15 protein-coding genes and 1 tRNA gene are annotated in these 18,080 nt (G+C 43.7%); 3 read left to right on the top strand and 13 right to left on the bottom strand.

The genetic code is table 11. The features are described from left to right. Nucleotides 1–8: 8 nt before the first annotated feature. The 9 genes from KJS57_RS06105 to KJS57_RS06065 all read right to left on the bottom strand — a co-directional run bounded on the left by KJS57_RS06105 (nucleotide 9) and on the right by KJS57_RS06065 (nucleotide 7,483). On the bottom strand, nucleotides 9–1,430 hold the full coding sequence (locus KJS57_RS06105; protein WP_213654113.1) for a hypothetical protein: 1,422 nt from the start codon (nucleotides 1,428–1,430) through the stop codon (nucleotides 9–11). Beyond that, on the bottom strand, nucleotides 1,427–1,612 hold the full coding sequence (locus KJS57_RS06100) for a hypothetical protein (RefSeq protein ID WP_213654112.1): 186 nt from the start codon (nucleotides 1,610–1,612) through the stop codon (nucleotides 1,427–1,429). The genes KJS57_RS06105 and KJS57_RS06100 overlap by 4 nt, the downstream gene beginning before the upstream one ends. A gap of 286 nt (nucleotides 1,613–1,898) precedes the next feature. After that, entirely contained in the window at nucleotides 1,899–2,771 is an 873-nt protein-coding gene (locus KJS57_RS06095) for an SU10 major capsid protein (RefSeq protein WP_213654111.1), read from the bottom strand. 29 nt (nucleotides 2,772–2,800) lie between these two features. Beyond that, complete coding sequence (locus tag KJS57_RS06090; RefSeq protein ID WP_213654110.1) at nucleotides 2,801–3,223, bottom strand: hypothetical protein; 423 nt, start codon at nucleotides 3,221–3,223, stop codon at nucleotides 2,801–2,803. A gap of 169 nt (nucleotides 3,224–3,392) precedes the next feature. Continuing rightward, complete coding sequence (locus tag KJS57_RS06085; RefSeq protein WP_213654109.1) at nucleotides 3,393–4,706, bottom strand: hypothetical protein; 1,314 nt, start codon at nucleotides 4,704–4,706, stop codon at nucleotides 3,393–3,395. A gap of 429 nt (nucleotides 4,707–5,135) precedes the next feature. After that, nucleotides 5,136–6,116, bottom strand: a complete 981-nt coding sequence (locus KJS57_RS06080; protein ID WP_213654108.1) for a hypothetical protein — start codon at nucleotides 6,114–6,116, stop codon at nucleotides 5,136–5,138. A gap of 100 nt (nucleotides 6,117–6,216) precedes the next feature. Continuing rightward, nucleotides 6,217–6,669, bottom strand: coding sequence for a hypothetical protein (locus tag KJS57_RS06075; RefSeq protein ID WP_213654107.1), 453 nt, complete (start codon nucleotides 6,667–6,669; stop codon nucleotides 6,217–6,219). Nucleotides 6,670–6,930: 261 nt separating this feature from the next. Next, a complete protein-coding gene (locus KJS57_RS06070) occupies nucleotides 6,931–7,095 on the bottom strand; it encodes a hypothetical protein (protein ID WP_213654106.1) in 165 nt (54 codons plus the stop codon). Continuing rightward, entirely contained in the window at nucleotides 7,088–7,483 is a 396-nt protein-coding gene (locus tag KJS57_RS06065; protein ID WP_213654105.1) for a hypothetical protein, read from the bottom strand. Before KJS57_RS06065 ends, KJS57_RS06070 begins: the two co-directional genes overlap by 8 nt. Before the next feature lie 163 nt (nucleotides 7,484–7,646). Between KJS57_RS06065 and KJS57_RS06060 the strand changes: the two genes are divergently transcribed. Beyond that, nucleotides 7,647–7,856: a helix-turn-helix domain-containing protein gene (locus KJS57_RS06060; RefSeq protein WP_213654104.1), complete on the top strand. Its 210-nt coding sequence runs from the start codon at nucleotides 7,647–7,649 to the stop codon at nucleotides 7,854–7,856. 105 nt (nucleotides 7,857–7,961) lie between these two features. On the opposite strand, the gene KJS57_RS06055 is transcribed toward KJS57_RS06060, so the two are convergent. After that, nucleotides 7,962–8,894: a tyrosine-type recombinase/integrase gene (locus KJS57_RS06055; protein WP_244861422.1), complete on the bottom strand. Its 933-nt coding sequence runs from the start codon at nucleotides 8,892–8,894 to the stop codon at nucleotides 7,962–7,964. Nucleotides 8,895–9,584: 690 nt separating this feature from the next. On the opposite strand from KJS57_RS06055, the gene KJS57_RS26850 reads away from it, so the two are divergent. Further along, nucleotides 9,585–9,929 (top strand): hypothetical protein, encoded by a 345-nt coding sequence (locus KJS57_RS26850; RefSeq protein ID WP_505870500.1) that lies wholly within the window; start codon nucleotides 9,585–9,587, stop codon nucleotides 9,927–9,929. A gap of 1,183 nt (nucleotides 9,930–11,112) precedes the next feature. Then, nucleotides 11,113–11,189 (top strand) — tRNA-Pro (locus KJS57_RS06050). Nucleotides 11,190–11,451: 262 nt separating this feature from the next. Here the strand turns inward: KJS57_RS06050 and KJS57_RS26605 are convergent. The 3 genes from KJS57_RS26605 to KJS57_RS06040 all read right to left on the bottom strand — a co-directional run bounded on the left by KJS57_RS26605 (nucleotide 11,452) and on the right by KJS57_RS06040 (nucleotide 17,453). Beyond that, entirely contained in the window at nucleotides 11,452–11,574 is a 123-nt protein-coding gene (locus KJS57_RS26605; RefSeq protein ID WP_280520362.1) for a hypothetical protein, read from the bottom strand. Between the two features lie 110 nt (nucleotides 11,575–11,684). After that, nucleotides 11,685–12,776 (bottom strand): tetratricopeptide repeat-containing glycosyltransferase family 2 protein, encoded by a 1,092-nt coding sequence (locus tag KJS57_RS06045; RefSeq protein WP_213654280.1) that lies wholly within the window; start codon nucleotides 12,774–12,776, stop codon nucleotides 11,685–11,687. Nucleotides 12,777–12,797: 21 nt separating this feature from the next. Further along, nucleotides 12,798–17,453, bottom strand: coding sequence for a hypothetical protein (locus KJS57_RS06040; RefSeq protein ID WP_213654102.1), 4,656 nt, complete (start codon nucleotides 17,451–17,453; stop codon nucleotides 12,798–12,800). Between the last annotated feature and the right edge of the window lie 627 nt (nucleotides 17,454–18,080).

The raw sequence follows: 18,080 nt of genomic DNA, 5'->3' as shown, positions 1-18,080 counted from the left end.
AGCGACCACTAGTCGCCCGATCCAACAAATGACTTTATATATAAACTTGCGTTAATTCTTCCCAATTGAGTGGATGATAATTCGATTGTATGCCAACCTGGTGTGGTTATCCATTGAGTTAGATCGATATTTGAATCAGCATAATACTGACTTCCTCTAATCACACCATCAACCGAAATTCTTACTCCAGATGCATACGTACTTTCATAAATTCCATAATCAATGCCGTGTGAATGGGGAGGGATTGAAACAGAATGACTATGAACGGGGATTGTTACTCTGTGATCATGTTCGGGCATTACAATGCTGTGACTATGTGATTGCAAGCTTATTGGATGCGAATGGTTTCCCGATGCTACCCATGTTCTGGGTACGCCGTCTATATCTTTAAAAACTGTCCCTGGCGGTATGCCGTGGTTATGCCCCCCTGTTCCTATATATGTTCCTTCGGTTTGCGTTGAACCGTTTATATTCTCTGGCCTTGTTGATGTCAAATTAATCGCTTCTCTAGTTGTTGTGGTTACTTCTCCTCCACCAGAGGAAGATGTGACCGTACTCCCTCCACCGGAAGCAATAGAACGACTATATGCCCTAAACCGTTCTACGCTAAAACTCAATTTAACCCGATCAATCCGCATCACATCATCATCAATATAAAATTTGAGTTTTAAAGGGTGCGTTGAATCCACATTGTCGGCTTCCTGTAAAGTGTCGGTTTGTAATAGTCCCTCTTCATCTAGCATTACCTTTCCATTTTTGCCTATCAAACTAACTTTAGACCCTTCAACGAATTCATAATTTCTTTCTGCCTGTTCAATCCCTTTATCAGACATTGTAATCAAAGTGACATTACCACCGACTTCAATAAAGGACTGTTCAAGCCTTTTATATACTTTTAGAACCTTGTCACTATATCCATCAACACTAGAAACCAAACCAAACTCTTTACTTCTCATTAGTTCCCTTGCTTCATTTTGTTTGATGCCCTGATACAACGTTTGACCATTTTTCAATCGTTGAGCGTTAGGAACAAAATTATTTTCAGGCGTAAAGACTGTAAAATATAATTCACCTGAAACATACTCAAACACAGTCAAGCAAATTGGAATCGCACTCTTTACCGCTCCAGATTTACATTCTTTAATCCACCTTTTAATCGGCTTCTCTTTTCTGTATGTATCGAACACATCACGGCAAACAGTAGTAATATATTCATGATTAATGTTCTCAGATTCTTTTAATTGACTAATTACGTCCAAATTATAGGAAGCAACTCCATGTATAAATATCACCTTACCATCAATTACAAACAGTTTTTGAACCGAATCCGACACATTGATATATGTACCGGATTCACCTTCGTAAACTCCTCTACCATCAGCAGCGATGATAAATTTATTATCGTAGTTGGTTGCTATACAAAGACTCACAGCACTACCTCGAAACTGGCAATGTCCTCGGCTTTAATGATTACCTCTGTTCCGTCATGATATTTAAACTCTAGATCTTCACCATCTAGGATACCTTTAACGGTTAGTTGAACCAATTCATCTGAGAATTTTAATCCTGTCGTTTTAGTTCCGTTTTTAAGTGTGAACACGATATTTTTCATTTTCTATTTCCCCTTTTTTAATTTTATCTATTGTCATGACTAGCTATGTAATTAACGTATTTGCTATATTGTTCTTCGGACAGATTCAAACGTCCATTCTCATGACCGCATATGTAGGACACTGATTTATTGATATGATTTGCAATTTCCGTCAAGGTAAGTTTTTTGGTGATTCTCTCCAATCTCCATTTAATCCGATCCTCATGCACTTCTGACCCTCCTTCACATTTGAAATAATCTCAATAAATAAGAGAGTGGGATAAACCCACCCTCACAAGGTTATGTATTAAGGTGTTACGAGTTGAGCAACCTTTTTCGGACTTGCTACATACAATGTAGCTTCAGCAACAACAAAGCCCTCTGTTGCGTCTCCTTGCTTTCCAAGCGGCTGGAACTGAGGCTGTCGCAGGAATTCAATTTTCAGATCATTCACATCAAACACTGTTAGTTTATTGTCACTTGCATATGGTGTAAGGATGAGATCAACGTTGCCGAATGAGGTCTGGATTCTATTGACCACGATCCCAAAGGTGTTTGTTTGGCTTACATAGTGATATGCATCCTTATAAAGTTTGTCCAATTCAGATTTGATCGGTGCATTTACAAGCCCAATGTACGAACCAGAGCCACTATTAGCCCATAATTTTTTGACTACCTCAATAATTGATTCCTCAATTGCTGGGCCAGTCACAACATTTGCCGAATCTACCCAATTTTCAATTCCTTGCATTCTTCGGATGTAGGGGGCTGTTGATCCATCATTTTTAGAACCTTCTGTCAATTTGCGCTCTAGATTCATTTTTAACTCTAGTAAACGGTCATTTGTTTCCTGCGCAAATTGATTGTTGATAGCATTACCCGACATTGCTTGAACAGTACCGCTGACAGATACGCCCTTTTGAAAAATTTCTGCATAGTTGGATAGTTGCGCTCTTTGAGATTGGTAAAACTGAATATCCTTGTTACCCTCTACTGCTCCGATGTCGTCTGTGCTATCCAAGGTAACCTCTCGCCATGTATGGGCAGGGGCATTAATTTTACCTACCTTACCCAAGCCCATCAGTAGCGAAGTTAGAGGTGTTTGTTGTACTCCTAATTTTGTGATCTCTTTATCAAGAGAAATCGACTCATCATGAAGATAATTTTTTGAATGAAACATTGATTAATCATCCTTTTTATGTATTTTAATTAACCAAACAATTTATTTAGTTTGGCTTGTAACATTCCTACCGTGTCTCCCTTTTGGGCAGCTTGTTCGTATTTACTTGTCTGTTTATGATTATCTGGTACATAGTTGTTACTTAGCTTTCTGGCTTCCAGCACTGCATTCAATTTTTCAATCTTCGCCTGGACTTCCCCATCATCTTGAACATCCAAAAAATCAACGAAATCTGATAAGTTCGCCTTCTCCAAACTAGAAACAAGTTTCTGATGTTGCAATTGTGCTTTTAACTGTTCGATCTCTTTTTGTTCGTTAGTCTTTTGTTTAGGGGCATACTGGAGCAACTCATCCCTTTCAGCAATTACAGGGGCTAATTGCTCGGCTTCCCAGGTTGCTTTTTTATCAGCAATAAGTTGATCAATATGTTGTTGCTGTTCTTCTGTGAACAATTCTAACACCTTCCTTTTAAGTTTAATTTTGTAATTCAAATATGAAATAAAAGAGAGAAAAAGAGACACCCCATGAAGAGGTGTCCGAGAGGATTGGAGAATACAAATCATGAAAAAAAACGCTAGATATAAGGAAATTACTCCCTATATTATATATTAATTCCAGTTTTTAAAAACCCGACATTTTCTGAAAGTATTCAGAAACTTTCTTGGAAATAGATGTTTTAAGTGTTCGGTTCATTTTCTCTGTATCCATTCGTAAGTATTCCGCATTCTTTTTGTCATCAGATCCGTTGTAAAGCCAAGCGTTTAAAATATCGTAATGGTTACGTCTTGCCAACTTCACTTTCTCAACATTCTCTTTAAACTCTTTCAATAATATGTAAAACTCGCTTCCAGGTTGGTTATGATATGTGAGCCATAATATGTAGTAATGATTAATTAGTGCTAATATATGTGCTTGGTTTGTAAAATCTATATGTTCAAAAATCTTCTGATTAGTCAGTTGGACTAAATTTGTTTCTACCTTCTTCTTTGTTGGTGATTGCCCAACCTCATATGCAGTTTGCTGCCTTAAAGCATCTTTTATATCTTTTGCCATTGTGTTAAGCTGCTTCTGTTTGTGGCTTCCTCTTGGCAATTTTTTTGCTTCCGCATACAATGCTTGCATATTGTCATATTGGGCTTTTTGTTCGTCCGTCATATCACAATAATCAACTTTTAACTGTTCATAATCTGACCACACAGGAGCAAGCGGATACTTTTTTAATGGTTTGTCTCTGATTTTGTAATTCCTCGCTAATTTTTCGGTTGCCTCATCCCTGATTTTTAGGTGATCGTCAACACAAAAATCATCATCTTCATCCTTGTAAGCCTTTTTAAGTATATCTTCAGTGCTCTGGTGTTTATCCTCAAAGTTCTGCTGTGCTTTTTCCTCCCTACTAACACCTGCAGCAATCACATAATCAACCAACAAATCAATAACCTTCATGTATTTGTCAGAGAAGTCTTTATATAAGTATCTTGATGTGTAATCAATTAAATAGTCCCCAACAACTGTGCAATCTTGCTCATTTATATCATCTGTATCACCATAGGCAAGTTTCAAATCGGCAAGCGATTGATCTAATACCAACTCAACCAAATCTAATCGGTCATCAACTGTTTGCAGTTCTTGATTAGCCTTTAACCTAAAATATTTCTTTAATACTCTTGTTATGTAATCTAATGATACTTTTAACTCTATCCAGTACAGCGGTTTACTTGTTTCTCGATGTTTACGTGGGTTGTTGTCTCTATACATCAAATAAGAATCAATACGCTGACGAACATAATCAGGAACAACAATCTCATCTATTGGAATCCATTGCTTCTCAACGTTTAAGTATGGCTCAAGTTTGCGTGAAGGTTTATGATTTGGGTTTGTAGCTTGAAAATGTTTAGCTTTACGGTTGTAGCGGTACTGTGTATTTGGCTTTGTCAATATAGTATTGCTCTCCTTTTAATTTATAATAGTGTGATTTTAATTTTTTCATCTTAATAATCCCCCTTCATAGGTTAATGTTGAAGATGAATCTTTAATGAAGTCAGCCGTTAGGCTGACTACGGAACAAAATAGCGTTAGCTTTTTGTGACGTGCCTTTAAAGGTTTTATCTTTTAGTTTTTAGGGGATGCTGTTTTGACCAACTCGGATATTTTCTCATACTTTTTTATCCCTGCTATCGCAGTGCTATAAAAGTAATCGAGAAACATCCGACCTGCCAGCACCATCCCCCTCTTTGCCTTACGGCAAATTCACCCCCTTCACTGGCGATTGGGATTCACGAAACGGATATTAAACTTGGCACTTTAAACTCCTATTAAGTATTTAGTATTATATTATAGGAATTAGAAGTGCCAACTTTGTATGGTTCAAAGTATTGATGGGTGTTCAATATCAATTAGTACATCAGCTAATTTAAACTGCTTTTCAAGATAATTATCATCTAAACGGTATGACTTTTTTTCATTGGGCAAGCCAAACCACTCATCATACACTTCTAATATCCGTGCTTTTCTTTTAACCGAATTTGTTTTAATTCTATCCTTAATCTGATTGTTCAATATCTTACCCTTTGTCTTTATTTCATCCTTACTCATCTTTTCAGAAACTTCTACTAATCTATCTTCATTTAGATGAATTCTATAAGCCTCGTATATGTAATCAATTCCTGCTATTCGATTAAGTATCTTATTAGTTCTATTTGTGAATGTTTCGGTAACTCCCTTTTTAAACACCTCAACTAATCCTGTATATCCCATTTCATTTAAAACATCTACTTGGACTTTTAAAATTAAATTGTACTCTTCATTTGTAGCTTCCCTAAGCTCGTTATTCTTGCATATCATTAATACTTTGCTCCAATAAATTGCCCTTGTATTTTGTAATTCATTCAATGCCTTCTCAACATTCCTCCCTAATAAATCATCAGTAGTATTATAGAAGTCATAAATATCAATTTCTTTTATGTTGATTTGTTTACTTAGCCCTTTGATATCCTTTTTACCTATTCGGTAGTTATCATTTATCATGTTCAAGGCAACCAGCAATCTATTTTTAGGAAGCAATACTCTATTGTCTCCAGAATATAATAGTAATTGGATGATCAATCCTTTTACATCTGCAATATAAGGAGTGATGTTATTGCCACCACGAGTAGGAAGAGGTTTAGGATTGTCAAATATCTCTGTTATGATAAAACTGTTTCCCTTTTTGTCGTAGTCAAAGTAACATTTCCACCTTTCAAGCTGCAAAACTTTGGATTTCCCATTCTTTACGTCTTCATTCAGTTTAGTACAAAGTTCCTTATAATTTTTAGCCACAAAGCCAACTGATAAATTTTCAATCTTCAAGCCTTTATTTATTCCTCTCTCATTTATTGTTTAGCAGGGCCAGTAAAGATCCTGCATGTTATGTTTTATGTTTTATTTTGCTTATGTACTGCCGTTTCTCTTAATGTAATAATTTTTGTAAATAAACAACGTTTGATCTATCTTTAGGGTAAGGTTTACCAATCAGCCCACAAATCAATTGCAGTAATGCCTTAATCATTTCAGTATCTTCATTTTTTGTTTTGAATCTATAGATATTCCCCACTTTGTTTACAATCTGCATGACATTATCCTTACTGCACTCTAATCTATCAAGCGCTTGCTTATACTTTCGATGTTCTTCTGGCTCATTGTTGTAAAATGCTTCAAAATCATTTGCTTCATCATTAATGTATTCCTTATAGTCAGCAAAGAATTTCGAAACATCTATTACACTGTCTGCTTCTTCTTGTTTCAGAAACTTATACAAATCAAATGTCAAATCATGCGATTGAATCCAGCACCAAAGAATCTCATAATATTGTTTTTGCTCCTCTTGGTTAAGCGTATTGAACTCAGTAATATCTTTATTCATAAAATAATAATTCCTCTCTTAATTTAATTTTGTGTTGAGCGTTGACAAAGTGGGACAAGCACATTATTATATATTTAGGCTATATGGTATATAAGAAACACGAAACATACCATATAGACAAGATAGCTCAATTGAATCACCCCCAAAAAAGTTAATACAAATCTAAAATACTACCTTTTGACTAAACAGTCAAGGGTTATATTAGTTTATAAAATGTTTGACCTTGTTTGACTTTCATTTTAACTCCTTTATTTTATTCCGTCAATAGGTATACACTAACCTTCTTTTAATCCTCCTCAACTGTGTTAGTTCCTTTCTGATCTCCAGCCTCCTCTCCAGTGTTGTTTGCCTATCTGATGCTTCTTTTACAAGTCTCTTCATTTTATCCTGAGCAGCAAAGATTATATCATCAACGACATTAAGCATAGATGAACACCTCCATATATCTCATTTTTGGTTGTTGCTGCTTCATAGTAAAGATATCAACAAAGTTTAATTTAGATTTATTAAATCGTTGCAGTTTACCCCAGTTGATCGGCTCCATGAACAGATGTTCCAGCGCTGCTCTTGTGTCCATTGCAAGTAGTTCATCAAGCGATTTACTTGGGTAATGGTAAGCTCCGATTTCCTCGGCCAAGTGAAGCATCTTAAACGGTTTCTTCGGATCTTTCCATAATTGACGGGCTTCAAATTCATGGATGAACTTGATGCAATCTTCTTCCGTTTTAATAAAGTGATTCAATTGTTCGATGATTACGATTGCTTTCGGGCTGATTTCACACCATTCTACAATTTTGTTGATAAGTTTAGTCATTTTGATTACCTCCAAATTTGATTTTTGCATAGGTAATTTAAGGAAGATATATACAACTCCCTAAAATTCTGATATGTTTTATATACGCCTATGCGTTTATCGGTTATAAATTCATATTAAACGCACAAGCGTATAATGTCAACATATTAATTCGGAGGTATTCATGAAAGTGATAATTACACTTAAAGAGGTAATGAAAGAAAAGGGAATTACTCAAATGGAACTATCAGATAAAGCAAACGTCAGACAAGCAGCCATCTCACAATTATGTAGAAATGCAAGGAATGAAATTAACTTAGAGATGATTGCCAAGATTGCCGATGCGTTAGAGATTAAAGATATAGGCAAGTTGCTTAAATTGGTTGAAGATTAAAGTAAATATATGCAAATACATAGAAACAAAAAAAGCCCACTCCGATAATGGAATGGGCTTGATTTATTATAGGGATGCTTGAAACTCGGAAATATTGATGCTTTCTTAAATATCCATGTGTTGAAGAGGATTATACTGATCATTCAATTTTCGTAACTCCGTACCAAACAAATTTACATACCGCTGTGTCATGGCAAGCTGCTTATGTCTAAGCATTTTCTGAAGGCTAAGCGCATCCCCGCCATTCATAAGGTAGTTTTTGGCAAAAGTATGACGGAATGTGTGAGGACTGCATCGTACGTCCTTAAAATTCATATCACGTTTTAAACGCTTGAATATTGTCTTTACTGTATCGACAGCTAACTTTTTATTTTCATCCGTTACAAACACATAATCAGAGGACTCCTTAAAGTGCTGCTCGCAGAATACTTTATATTCAGCTAATTCCTTGATCAGCTTATCAGTGACTGGAATAGAGGATTGCTCCCTCTTCTTACCATAAAGAACAAGTACCCCATTAACTAAGTCCACATCATTCCACCTAAGATTAACAGCCTCACCAAGTCTCGCTCCGCTTCCAAGGAAGAAAATTACCATACAGTAATTTCGGTAAGCTGAAAAGGAACTATATTTGTCCTTGCTTCTACGGTAGTAGTTAAGGATCTGTTTTATGTGATTTTCGTTAAATGTTTGAATTTGAATATCTTCTTTTGCAAACATAATCCCTCTAATTGGGTTCAGTTTTGCGGATTGAATTACTTCTTCCCTTTCCAAATAGTTAAAGAATACTTTCAAGGTGTGCAGCTTAGAATTAGTTGTTGTTGGGTTATTCCCTCTTTCCTCACGACAGTAAAGCAGGTAAGACCGAATTGTTCCAGTGCGTATATCCTCAACATTTACTAATTCATTATTAAATGCATACTCTTGAAACTCGTTGAGCGTCATAAGATAACCGCTAATTGTCTTTGGCGATAAGTTCCGATACTTCACATCATCATGGAAATCCTTGATAGCAAATTTGAGCAACAAAAAAACCACTCCCTCTTCAGATTGTAATGGTCTGAAAAGAGAGTGGTTCACGTTTCAATAAGCAAGTTCACATATGAACGCTACCTTATTCACTTCTTAAAAATGCCGAAATCCCATGATATGATTGGCATTGTCGTAAATTTAGATGGTAGTAGCTGTAACTACACTTCCACTCAGGTGTTCATGCCTCTTCCGGAAAAATCTCATGTTTTCCTTCATCATCCGCAGCGGACCACCGAATTCACAACAAAAGAAATCTTATCACATTTTTCAAAGCATAGCAAGGTATTTATGCGCTTCAGAGCAGGGGGATACTCCGGTTTGCGCTTATGATCAAATCGTCTTCCTTCATATAATATAACCTGGATTACCTAATTATTAAGCATCGAAGTAAAAAACGCGGTAATTTTTTGTTTTTTATAGAATACAAGAGGTATCTGCTGTTCCTCAAACGCACCCCGGTAGCGCGCGTACAGCCGCTATCCTCTCGCCGCGATCCATAATGTCCTCTGGAATCTAGCGTAACTTATCCTGTGTCTGTCGCGGAGTGACGCCCGAAGCGTTGTCGAGTGCGTTCCTTTTTCGCTGTATCTATTTTTACGTATCTGATGATGATCCGCCCCTTATCGTTCTGGTAGATATTTCCTACAACCAAACCATTATTGATTGTAAAATTGTCTCTATAGAAATTCAGGAAGGATGGATATTAATATGAGAAAAATTAAAATGACAATTAATTTCATTATTGTAGTTACGATACTTCTTTTGATTAATTTTAGTATAGAATTTTGGGACCCGCTCTTTTATAGTGTCTTATCGGAGTCTGAATACGAGAAACTGAGTATCGGGATGACCTACACTCAGGTTACGGATATAGTAGGCGGGGAGGGACACCGAACATACAGCGATCTAAGTGAAAACGGTGTAAGGGAAGTCTATTACTATACGGCCCCTAACAGCATAAATAATATGGGTCATGGTGATATCTATATCACGTTTTTTAACAAAAAGTTAATTTCCATAAAGCTAGAAGGCAGATTTTGATCACTCATCTGCAAGCTCCATGACTCTATAAACAGTGTTCCGCGTAGTTCCAATCAATCGTCACCCCCGCGCCAATAACGCCGCGCTCCCATACATACCTCCTCCGCAAATACTTCGTCAGGCATTCGTCATGACTGTATTCGTCCTTGCTGGTCCGCGCCGCCTCGTCACCTTCGTAGATATTTTCGCTGCATTCTGCACAATTTATGAGCGGTAGCGGCTCATCAGGAGGTCCCGGCGGTAAGAAGCGTTAATCCGGAGTCAGACCGTTGCTCGTTCGGTCCGACTCCGGATTATTTCCTTTGGTCTCAGCCTTCCCACGCTCACTCGGCGTCCAGATATAGTATAGCTTCTGGTTCATTTAGTTGCCCGCTTCGAATCCCTTGCGCCATTCCTCGTACGGATTCGCTGCCACATTACGCAGCCTTCCCTTTACTCATCGCAAGGTACATAATCTGGTCAATCAATGCGTAAAGGCCGAAGCCCTATGTAATTTAGTACGTAAAATCCGCAATTCCCACATCGACGACATGCATCAATCAGCACGTGAAGCTGCTGCCGAAACGACAAACAATAATCAATGCTCACTCACTAAAGAGCGCGAGCATATCCGTCGAGAGCCATCTCGGCCCCGTGCGTCAGATCACGCATGTTGATACGTATTGCAAAACGTCGTCATACTCGGTCTGCGGAACGCTCTACCGCTTCGAGGCATTACAGCACCCAGTCGTCCGGATCGTACTCGCTCATCGTTTGGCCAAACAATTGTCATAGTTCTCGCGTCTTGTTTCCCGGCGAAGACTCTCAGCAATTTGTGAGCATAGCGAATGAGTTCGTAGCCGAACACTGTTGCTATAATTGTTCAGATGATAATACGCTCCTCGAATAATTCCCAATTTGACAAACATACGGACAGCAATTTCGCAAATTGGGACATCGAAGCAAATAAAATAGCGCCCACACTCCGAAGATTTCCAAGAAATGAGCCGATGGGTTAGCTTTATGCGCTGCAGAAAATGCTGTGTTTACTCGCGAAAAGTTAGCACAGGGGTGCGCGCCTATACGCTATAATTACGTTGAAAACGATATTTTGAGACGCAAACCATTCGCTCGGGCTATCGTACAATGCCCGCAAATCCGCATAATCAAGCTATTATACCGGCGACTTATTGCGTCTTTGGATCGGGGTATGGCGCAGTCAGGTAGCGCGCGCCCTTGGGGTGGGTGAGGCCTTAGGTTCGAATCCCGCTACTCCGACCATACTTAATACCGCTCTCTCCCAATTTTATGGGAAGGAAGTGGTTTTTTTGTTTTTCGCCCATTAAAAAAGATGACTTCTGATACATCCAGAAATCATCTTATCGCTTAAACCATGGATTGAAAGTAAATTCAGAATTGAACATATAGCCTGGAGCCGGTTATTACTCGTAAGGTAATACCTCGCTTAACAATTCCTGCTCCGTTTCAAGTGGATCAATTAAAAATCCCATCATGATGATAACCTCCTTTTTGAGAGAGAGCGCTAGTGACGGCCAGCATAAAACTCTAAAATATCATCAACCGTTAGCATACGTTCCTCGTCCCGCTGTATATCTTCTTGCTGATGCTGAACTTGCATCTCTGATGTCTCTTGTTGTTGTTCCATATTCATTCTTACCTCCTGCACGAATCAACAAATCACTGATCTTGCTATCTATTTATTACCCCGATCTTCAGGAAATGCACCTGCTTCTTAAAAAAAATCTGTTGATTCGTCTAATTTATTTGTGCCTCTTCCCCAGACAGCCTCTTCGCTAAATAAGTCCGATTGTATAAAATACGCGGATCCTCCGGACGAAATGCAGCTGCCTTTTCATTATGGAATTGAGCTAGCTCATAATTACCAATCCGATCGTAACAAACGCATAACTGTAAATGAGGTAACCAAGTGTAGACAGCCTGGTTGCTGAGAACCCAGCGCGAATTAATGTCGGTGTCACAAGTAGCTTGGGTATACCAGTAAATAGCCGTCTCCAAATTCTGATTTTGTAAAAAATAAAAGCCCAGTCTGCAGCAGAACTCCGCTCTAGGTTTTCCATAGTGGAAGGAGCGAAGTACTGCCTCCAGTTCTTTTTCCTGATCACCCTGCATGTGATAACAATCCGCCATTCTCCCGCAGGCGGAATAACAATCCTCTACCCACCCTTGCCCACTATCCAAAAATTTCTCGTAATAGTGAATAGCCCGCTCAGTCTGGCTATGATCCTTAAGTTCATTGGCAAAATAAAAAATATCTCTCGGGGAAAATGTTTCACCTTTTTCAAGCCTGTTCTCGTAGATCTTAAGATTCCTGTCACTATCATGCCGGACGCTCCGATGAGTTACAGCAATATCGCTATGAATTGCTTTTCCATAAACCTCAAGATATTCATGAACCGCACCGATCCAACGAAAATGATTTTCCCTTTTGACAAGTCGGTTTCTCCTTAATTTGCTCGTTACATTTCCAAATTCGTCAAAAGCCAGATGATATTCCATAGAAACCGTGTCGATGTCTGGCTCTAATGCATTTTTTAATTCCATCAGTTTTATCTGATCCGGCTCCTCGAGCACATCATCCGCATCCAGCCAAAAAATATAGCTCTGAGTCGCTAAACCGAAAGTGTAATTTCTAGCAGCCGCAAAATCTTCTATCCATTCGAAGTCATAGACACAATCTGTATAACGCCGGGCTATCTCTTTTGTCCGATCCGTGGACCCCGTATCAACGATGATGATCTCATCCATAATTTCCGCTACCGAATCTAGACACCGATCTAAAGTATCTTCTTCATTCTTGACAATCATACATAAGCTGAAAGTAACCAGCATCCCCACCTCGCTACAAAATTAAGGATTTATGATTGCCGCTGTTAGAGTAATACCACCTATCGCATTAGCCGTCCCTGTTATAGTCAAAGCATTCAAACTATAAGTTACATTCCCCGTACCGGGGCTCAAATCGACATGATCAATAGGTGTCGTTATGAAAAATCCATTACCTGCCGCATGATGATTGGTACTATAAATAACAGTCGCCCCCCGCAGAATTTGAAACTGCGTAACAATAGTCCCGGCTGTGGACTGCCAACCAATAACCCCGGTCAACCAGACCCGGCTTGCGGCAGGAACACTGGTCATCGTAACCGTTTTTAATGTCGTCGCTGCGGCAGCAATAGGAATAGTCGAGCTTCCTGAGGTATTAGGAGAGTTCTCCGATACCTGAAATTGCCCAAAACTCCCTGTGGTGCCTGTCGTTCCCGTTGCCCCTGTCGCCCCTGTTGCTCCGGTGGCTCCTGTTGCACCAGTGGCACCTGTTACTCCTGTAGCTCCTGTCGCACCAGTGGCACCTGTTACTCCTGTTGCTCCTGTCGCTCCTGTTGCTCCTGTTGCACCTGTTGCTCCTGTTGCTCCAGTTCCTCCTGTTGCTCCTGTTACTCCCGTTGCTCCTGTTGCTCCTGTAGCTCCTGTTACTCCCGTTGCTCCTGTTGCTCCAGTGGCTCCTGTAGCTCCCGCTGCTCCTGTTGCTCCTGTAGCTCCTGTTACTCCCGTTGCTCCTGTTGCTCCAGTGGCTCCTGTAGCTCCTGTTACTCCCGTTGCTCCTGTTGCTCCTGTGGCTCCTGTTGCCCCGGTTACTCCCGTTGCTCCCGTTGCTCCTGTCGCACCTGTTACTCCTGTAGCTCCAGTTCCTCCTGTTGCTCCGGTCTCTCCCGTTGCACCAGTCCCTCCCGTCGCTCCTGTTGCTCCCGTTGCTCCTGTCGCACCTGTTACTCCCGTTGCCCCTGTTGCTCCTGTTGCACCCGATGCTCCTGTTGCTCCCGTCTCACCCGTTGCTCCTGTTGCTCCTGTGGCTCCAATTTCTCCCGTTGCTCCCGTCGCTCCAGTTCCTCCTGTTGCTCCTGTTGCTCCTGTGGCTCCAATTTCTCCCGTTGCTCCCGTCGCTCCAGTTCCTCCTGTTGCTCCTGTTGCTCCTGTTGCTCCTGTCGCTCCTGTTGCTCCCGTTGCTCCAGTTCCTCCTGTTGCTCCTGTTGCTCCTGTCGCTCCTGTTGCTCCCGTTGCTCCAGTTCCTCCTGTTGCTCCTGTTGCTCCTGTTGCTCCTGTTGCTCCTGTCGCTCCTGTTGCTCCCGTTGCTCCAGTTCCTCCTGTTGCTCCTGTTGCTCCCGTTGCTCCTGTCGCTCCAGTTGCTCCCGTTGCTCCAGTTGCTCCAGTTGCTCCCGTTGCACCTGTTGCCCCTGTAGCTCCTGTCGCACCAGTCTCTCCCGTTGCTCCCGTTGCCCCAGTTGCTCCTGTTGCTCCCGTCTCACCCGTTGCTCCTGTTGCTCCTGTTGCACCCGATGCTCCTGTCGCACCAGTCTCTCCCATTGCTCCCGTTGCCCCAGTTGCTCCCGTCTCACCCGTTGCTCCTGTTACTCCTGTTGCACCTGTTGCTCCTGTTGCACCTGTTGCTCCTGTTGCACCCGATGCTCCTGTTGCTCCCGTCTCACCCGTTGCTCCTGTTGCTCCTGTTGCCCCAATTTCTCCCGTTGCTCCTGTCTCTCCTGTAGCACCTGTAGCACCTGTTACTCCTGTCTCTCCCGTTGCTCCTGTCGCACCCGTCGCACCTGTTACGCCCGTTACTCCAGTGGTACCTGTTGCTCCTGTTGCTCCCGTTGCCCCTGCAGCTCCTGTCGCACCAGTCTCTCCTGTTGCACCCGTTGCTCCTGTCGCACCAGTCTCTCCGGTAGCCCCGGTGGTCCCGGTGGCCCCTGTGGCTCCAGTTCCTCCTGTTGCCCCAGTTTCTCCTGTCGCTCCTGTTGCTCCCGTTGCTCCTGTTGCTCCCGTTGCTCCTGTTGCTCCTGTTGCTCCTGTTGCTCCTGTTGCTCCTGTTGCTCCCGTTGCCCCTGCAGCTCCTGTCGCACCAGTCTCTCCTGTTGCACCGGTCTCTCCTGTTGCACCCGTTGCTCCTGTCGCACCAGTCTCTCCGGTAGCCCCGGTGGTCCCGGTGGCCCCTGTGGCTCCAGTTCCTCCTGTTGCCCCAGTTTCTCCTGTCGCTCCCGTTGCTCCTGTTGCTCCGGTTGCTCCAGTTGTTCCTGTTGCTCCGGTTGCTCCGGTTGCTCCAGTTGTTCCAGTTTCCCCTGTCGCACCCGTTACCCCCGTTGCTCCGGTGGCTCCTATCGTACCTGTCTCACCCGTTGCTCCTGTCTCACCCGTCGCACCTGTTACGCCCGTTACTCCAGTGGTACCTGTTGCTCCTGTGGTTCCTGTTGCTCCTGTCTCTCCGGTAGCTCCGGTAGCCCCGGTAGCCCCTGTTACTCCTGTCGCTCCAGTCTCTCCTGTTGCACCAGTTCCTCCCGTTGCTCCGGTGGCTCCTGTCGCACCTGTTACTCCCGTTGCACCAGTTTCTCCTGTTGCTCCAGTCTCTCCCATCGCTCCTGTTGTTCCCGTTGCTCCCGTTGCTCCAGTTTCACCCGTCGCTCCCGTTGCCCCTGTTGCTCCTGTTGCTCCTGTTGCTCCTGTTACTCCTGTCGCCCCTGTTGCTCCTGTAGCCCCAGTTGCTCCTGTTACTCCCGTTGCACCTGTTGCTCCTGTGGCTCCTGTTGCTCCTGTTGCCCCAATTTCTCCCGTCGCTCCTGTCTCTCCTGTAGCGCCTGTAGCACCTGTTATTCCTGTCTCTCCCGTTGCTCCTGTTGCACCCGTTGCTCCGGTGGCTCCTGTCGTACCTGTCTCACCCGTTGCTCCTGTCTCACCCGTCGCACCTGTTACGCCCGTTACTCCAGTGGTACCTGTTGCTCCTGTTACTCCTGTTACTCCTGTCTCTCCCGTTGCTCCTGTCGCACCCGTTACCCCCGTTGCTCCGGTGGCTCCTGTCGTACCTGTCTCACCCGTTGCTCCTGTCTCACCCGTCGCACCTGTTACGCCCGTTACTCCAGTGGTACCTGTTGCTCCTGTTGCTCCTGTTGCTCCTGTTGCTCCTGTTGCTCCTGTTGCTCCTGTTGCTCCTGTTGCTCCTGTCTCTCCGGTAGCTCCGGTAGCCCCTGTTACTCCTGTCGCTCCAGTCTCTCCTGTTGCACCAGTTCCTCCCGTTGCTCCGGTGGCACCTGTTACTCCAGTTACTCCTGTCGCTCCTGTTGCCCCCGTCTCACCCGTTGCCCCGGTTACTCCCGTTGCTCCTGTTACTCCCGTTGCACCTGTGGCACCTGTTGCCCCAGTCTCTCCGGTAGCCCCGGTGGCCCCAGTTTCTCCCGTCGCTCCTGTTATTCCCGTTGCTCCCGTCGTTCCTGTTTCCCCGGTCGCCCCAGTCTCTCCTGTGGCACCTGTTGCTCCTGTTACTCCTGTTGCTCCTGTTGCCCCATCCCCACCCGTTACACCCGTTACTCCCGTCTCACCTGTCGCCCCAATTGCCCCCGTCTCACCCGTTGCTCCTGTCGCACCTGTTACGCCCGTTACTCCAGTGGCACCTGTTGCTCCTGTGGCTCCTGTTGCACCAGTTCCTCCCGTTGCTCCGGTGGCTCCTGTCGCACCTGTTACTCCCGTTGCACCAGTTTCTCCTGTAGCTCCCGTTACTCCCGTCTCACCTGTCGCACCAGTCTCTCCTGTCGCACCAGTCTCTCCTGTCGCCCCAGTTGCTCCAGTTCCTCCTGTCGCACCAGTCTCCCCAATTGCCCCCGTCTCACCCGTTGCTCCTGTTGCACCTGTAGCGCCTGTCTCCCCAGTGGCACCTGTCTCTCCCGTTGATCCTGTTGTTCCCGTCGCTCCCGTTGCCCCTGTTACACCGGTCGCCCCAGTCTCGCCTGTAGCTCCTGCTGCCCCATCCTCACCCGTTGCACCCTTTACTCCCGCCTCACCTGTCGCCCCGGTCTCTCCCGTTGCCCCAGTTGCTCCGGTTGCCCCTGTCGCACCAGTCTCCCCAATTGCCCCCGTCTCACCCATTGCTCCTGTTGCTCCTGTTGCTCCCGTCGCCCCAGTTCCTCCCGTTACGCCTGTTGCTCCTGTCTCACCCATCGCTCCAGTTGTTCCTGTTGCTCCTGTTTCTCCCCTAGCCCCAATCTCTCCCGTCGCACCTGTTGCCCCTGTTGCACCCGTTTCTCCCGTTGCGCCAGTTGCTCCCGTCGCCCCGGTCGCGCCAGTCTCTCCCGTTGCACCTGTCTCTCCGGTAGCTCCGGTAGCACCGGTGGCCCCTGTAGCTCTTGTTGCTCCTATTACACCCGATACCCCTGCTGCTCCTACATCTTCTCTTTCTCCTATTGCTTCCGGTGTACCCACATTTTCCACAATGTCTACTGCGTCTAGGGCACCATATAGCAGATTCGCAGCTTGAGTCGGGCTCCATTCCTGAGCATTTTGTAAATCGGCTAATCTTTGCTGGCTCGCCAAATCGGCGGTCGACAAGGCAAGCTGAACGTTTGCGGCTTCAGTAAAAGAAAGACCTGACGAGGCAATGGAAACCGAAATTCCTTCCACCAAAGCTTCAATGGCCTGGCTCACTGCTTGAAAAGATATAGGGTCTTCGCTCAGAAGCTGATTCAAATTTTGTATCTCATTTTGAAACTCATTTTGAAACTCAATATCCGGACTCGATACTCCTTCCGAATTAGAAAACTGAGATGCAATTGCATTTAAAACTTCTTTTAATCGTTTCTGATTAGCCGGATCGGGATTCACTGCCGTATTTATCATATAGGAAGGTAAATTATCGAATAAATTCACTAGAACGGCCGGGTTTGGTTTCGAAGTGGTGAGTTTGGGAGCAGCGGGGTCTGGGGGTTCTGCGACTGGCAGGATTACCTGATGTGCTGTATTATTTTCAGCCGGTGAGGGTTGTATTCCCGCCATGGTATCGGATCCGTTGTCATATGCCCTTTCCATAAACATACGGAGCTCATTAGACAAACTTCTGGCCTGCCTGCTCCTGCCGCTTAATCTTTCGACAAACGGATATATCGTGGTGATGAATCTTTGTAATCGAATATGAAACTCGGGAATAGAAAAGCGGGTTTGAACAGCCAATAACTGCCTTGCATCATTAAAAATCAATCGTTTCTCTTTAGATGTAAAAGGCATCAGCATAAGCAAGCCGTGAAGCCTCCGCATCCGGCGAAAAACAACTTGAGTCTGTTCCAAATGTATATTAGGCCAAAGCGGCCGAATCTCTGC

It is taken from the genome of Paenibacillus vini, assembly GCF_018403325.1.
In the GTDB taxonomy this organism is placed as follows: Bacteria; Bacillota; Bacilli; order Paenibacillales; family Paenibacillaceae; genus Fontibacillus; species Fontibacillus vini.
The sequence above is the reverse complement of the archived record's forward strand: the minus strand, read 5'-3'. Positions and strand labels throughout refer to the sequence as shown.

What these genes read in the sequence shown, in the direction of transcription:
- KJS57_RS06075 (WP_213654107.1), bottom strand. Translation starts at nt 6,669, where the DNA reads ATGAATAAAGATATTACTGAGTTCAATACGCTTAACCAAGAGGAGCAA.
- KJS57_RS06065 (WP_213654105.1), bottom strand. Translation starts at nt 7,483, where the DNA reads ATGACTAAACTTATCAACAAAATTGTAGAATGGTGTGAAATCAGCCCG.
- KJS57_RS26850 (WP_505870500.1), top strand. Translation starts at nt 9,585, where the DNA reads ATGGATATTAATATGAGAAAAATTAAAATGACAATTAATTTCATTATT.
- KJS57_RS06095 (WP_213654111.1), bottom strand. Translation starts at nt 2,771, where the DNA reads ATGTTTCATTCAAAAAATTATCTTCATGATGAGTCGATTTCTCTTGAT.
- KJS57_RS06100 (WP_213654112.1), bottom strand. Translation starts at nt 1,612, where the DNA reads ATGAAAAATATCGTGTTCACACTTAAAAACGGAACTAAAACGACAGGA.
- KJS57_RS06070 (WP_213654106.1), bottom strand. Translation starts at nt 7,095, where the DNA reads ATGCTTAATGTCGTTGATGATATAATCTTTGCTGCTCAGGATAAAATG.
- KJS57_RS26605 (WP_280520362.1), bottom strand. Translation starts at nt 11,574, where the DNA reads ATGGAACAACAACAAGAGACATCAGAGATGCAAGTTCAGCATCAGCAA.
- KJS57_RS06060 (WP_213654104.1), top strand. Translation starts at nt 7,647, where the DNA reads ATGAAAGTGATAATTACACTTAAAGAGGTAATGAAAGAAAAGGGAATT.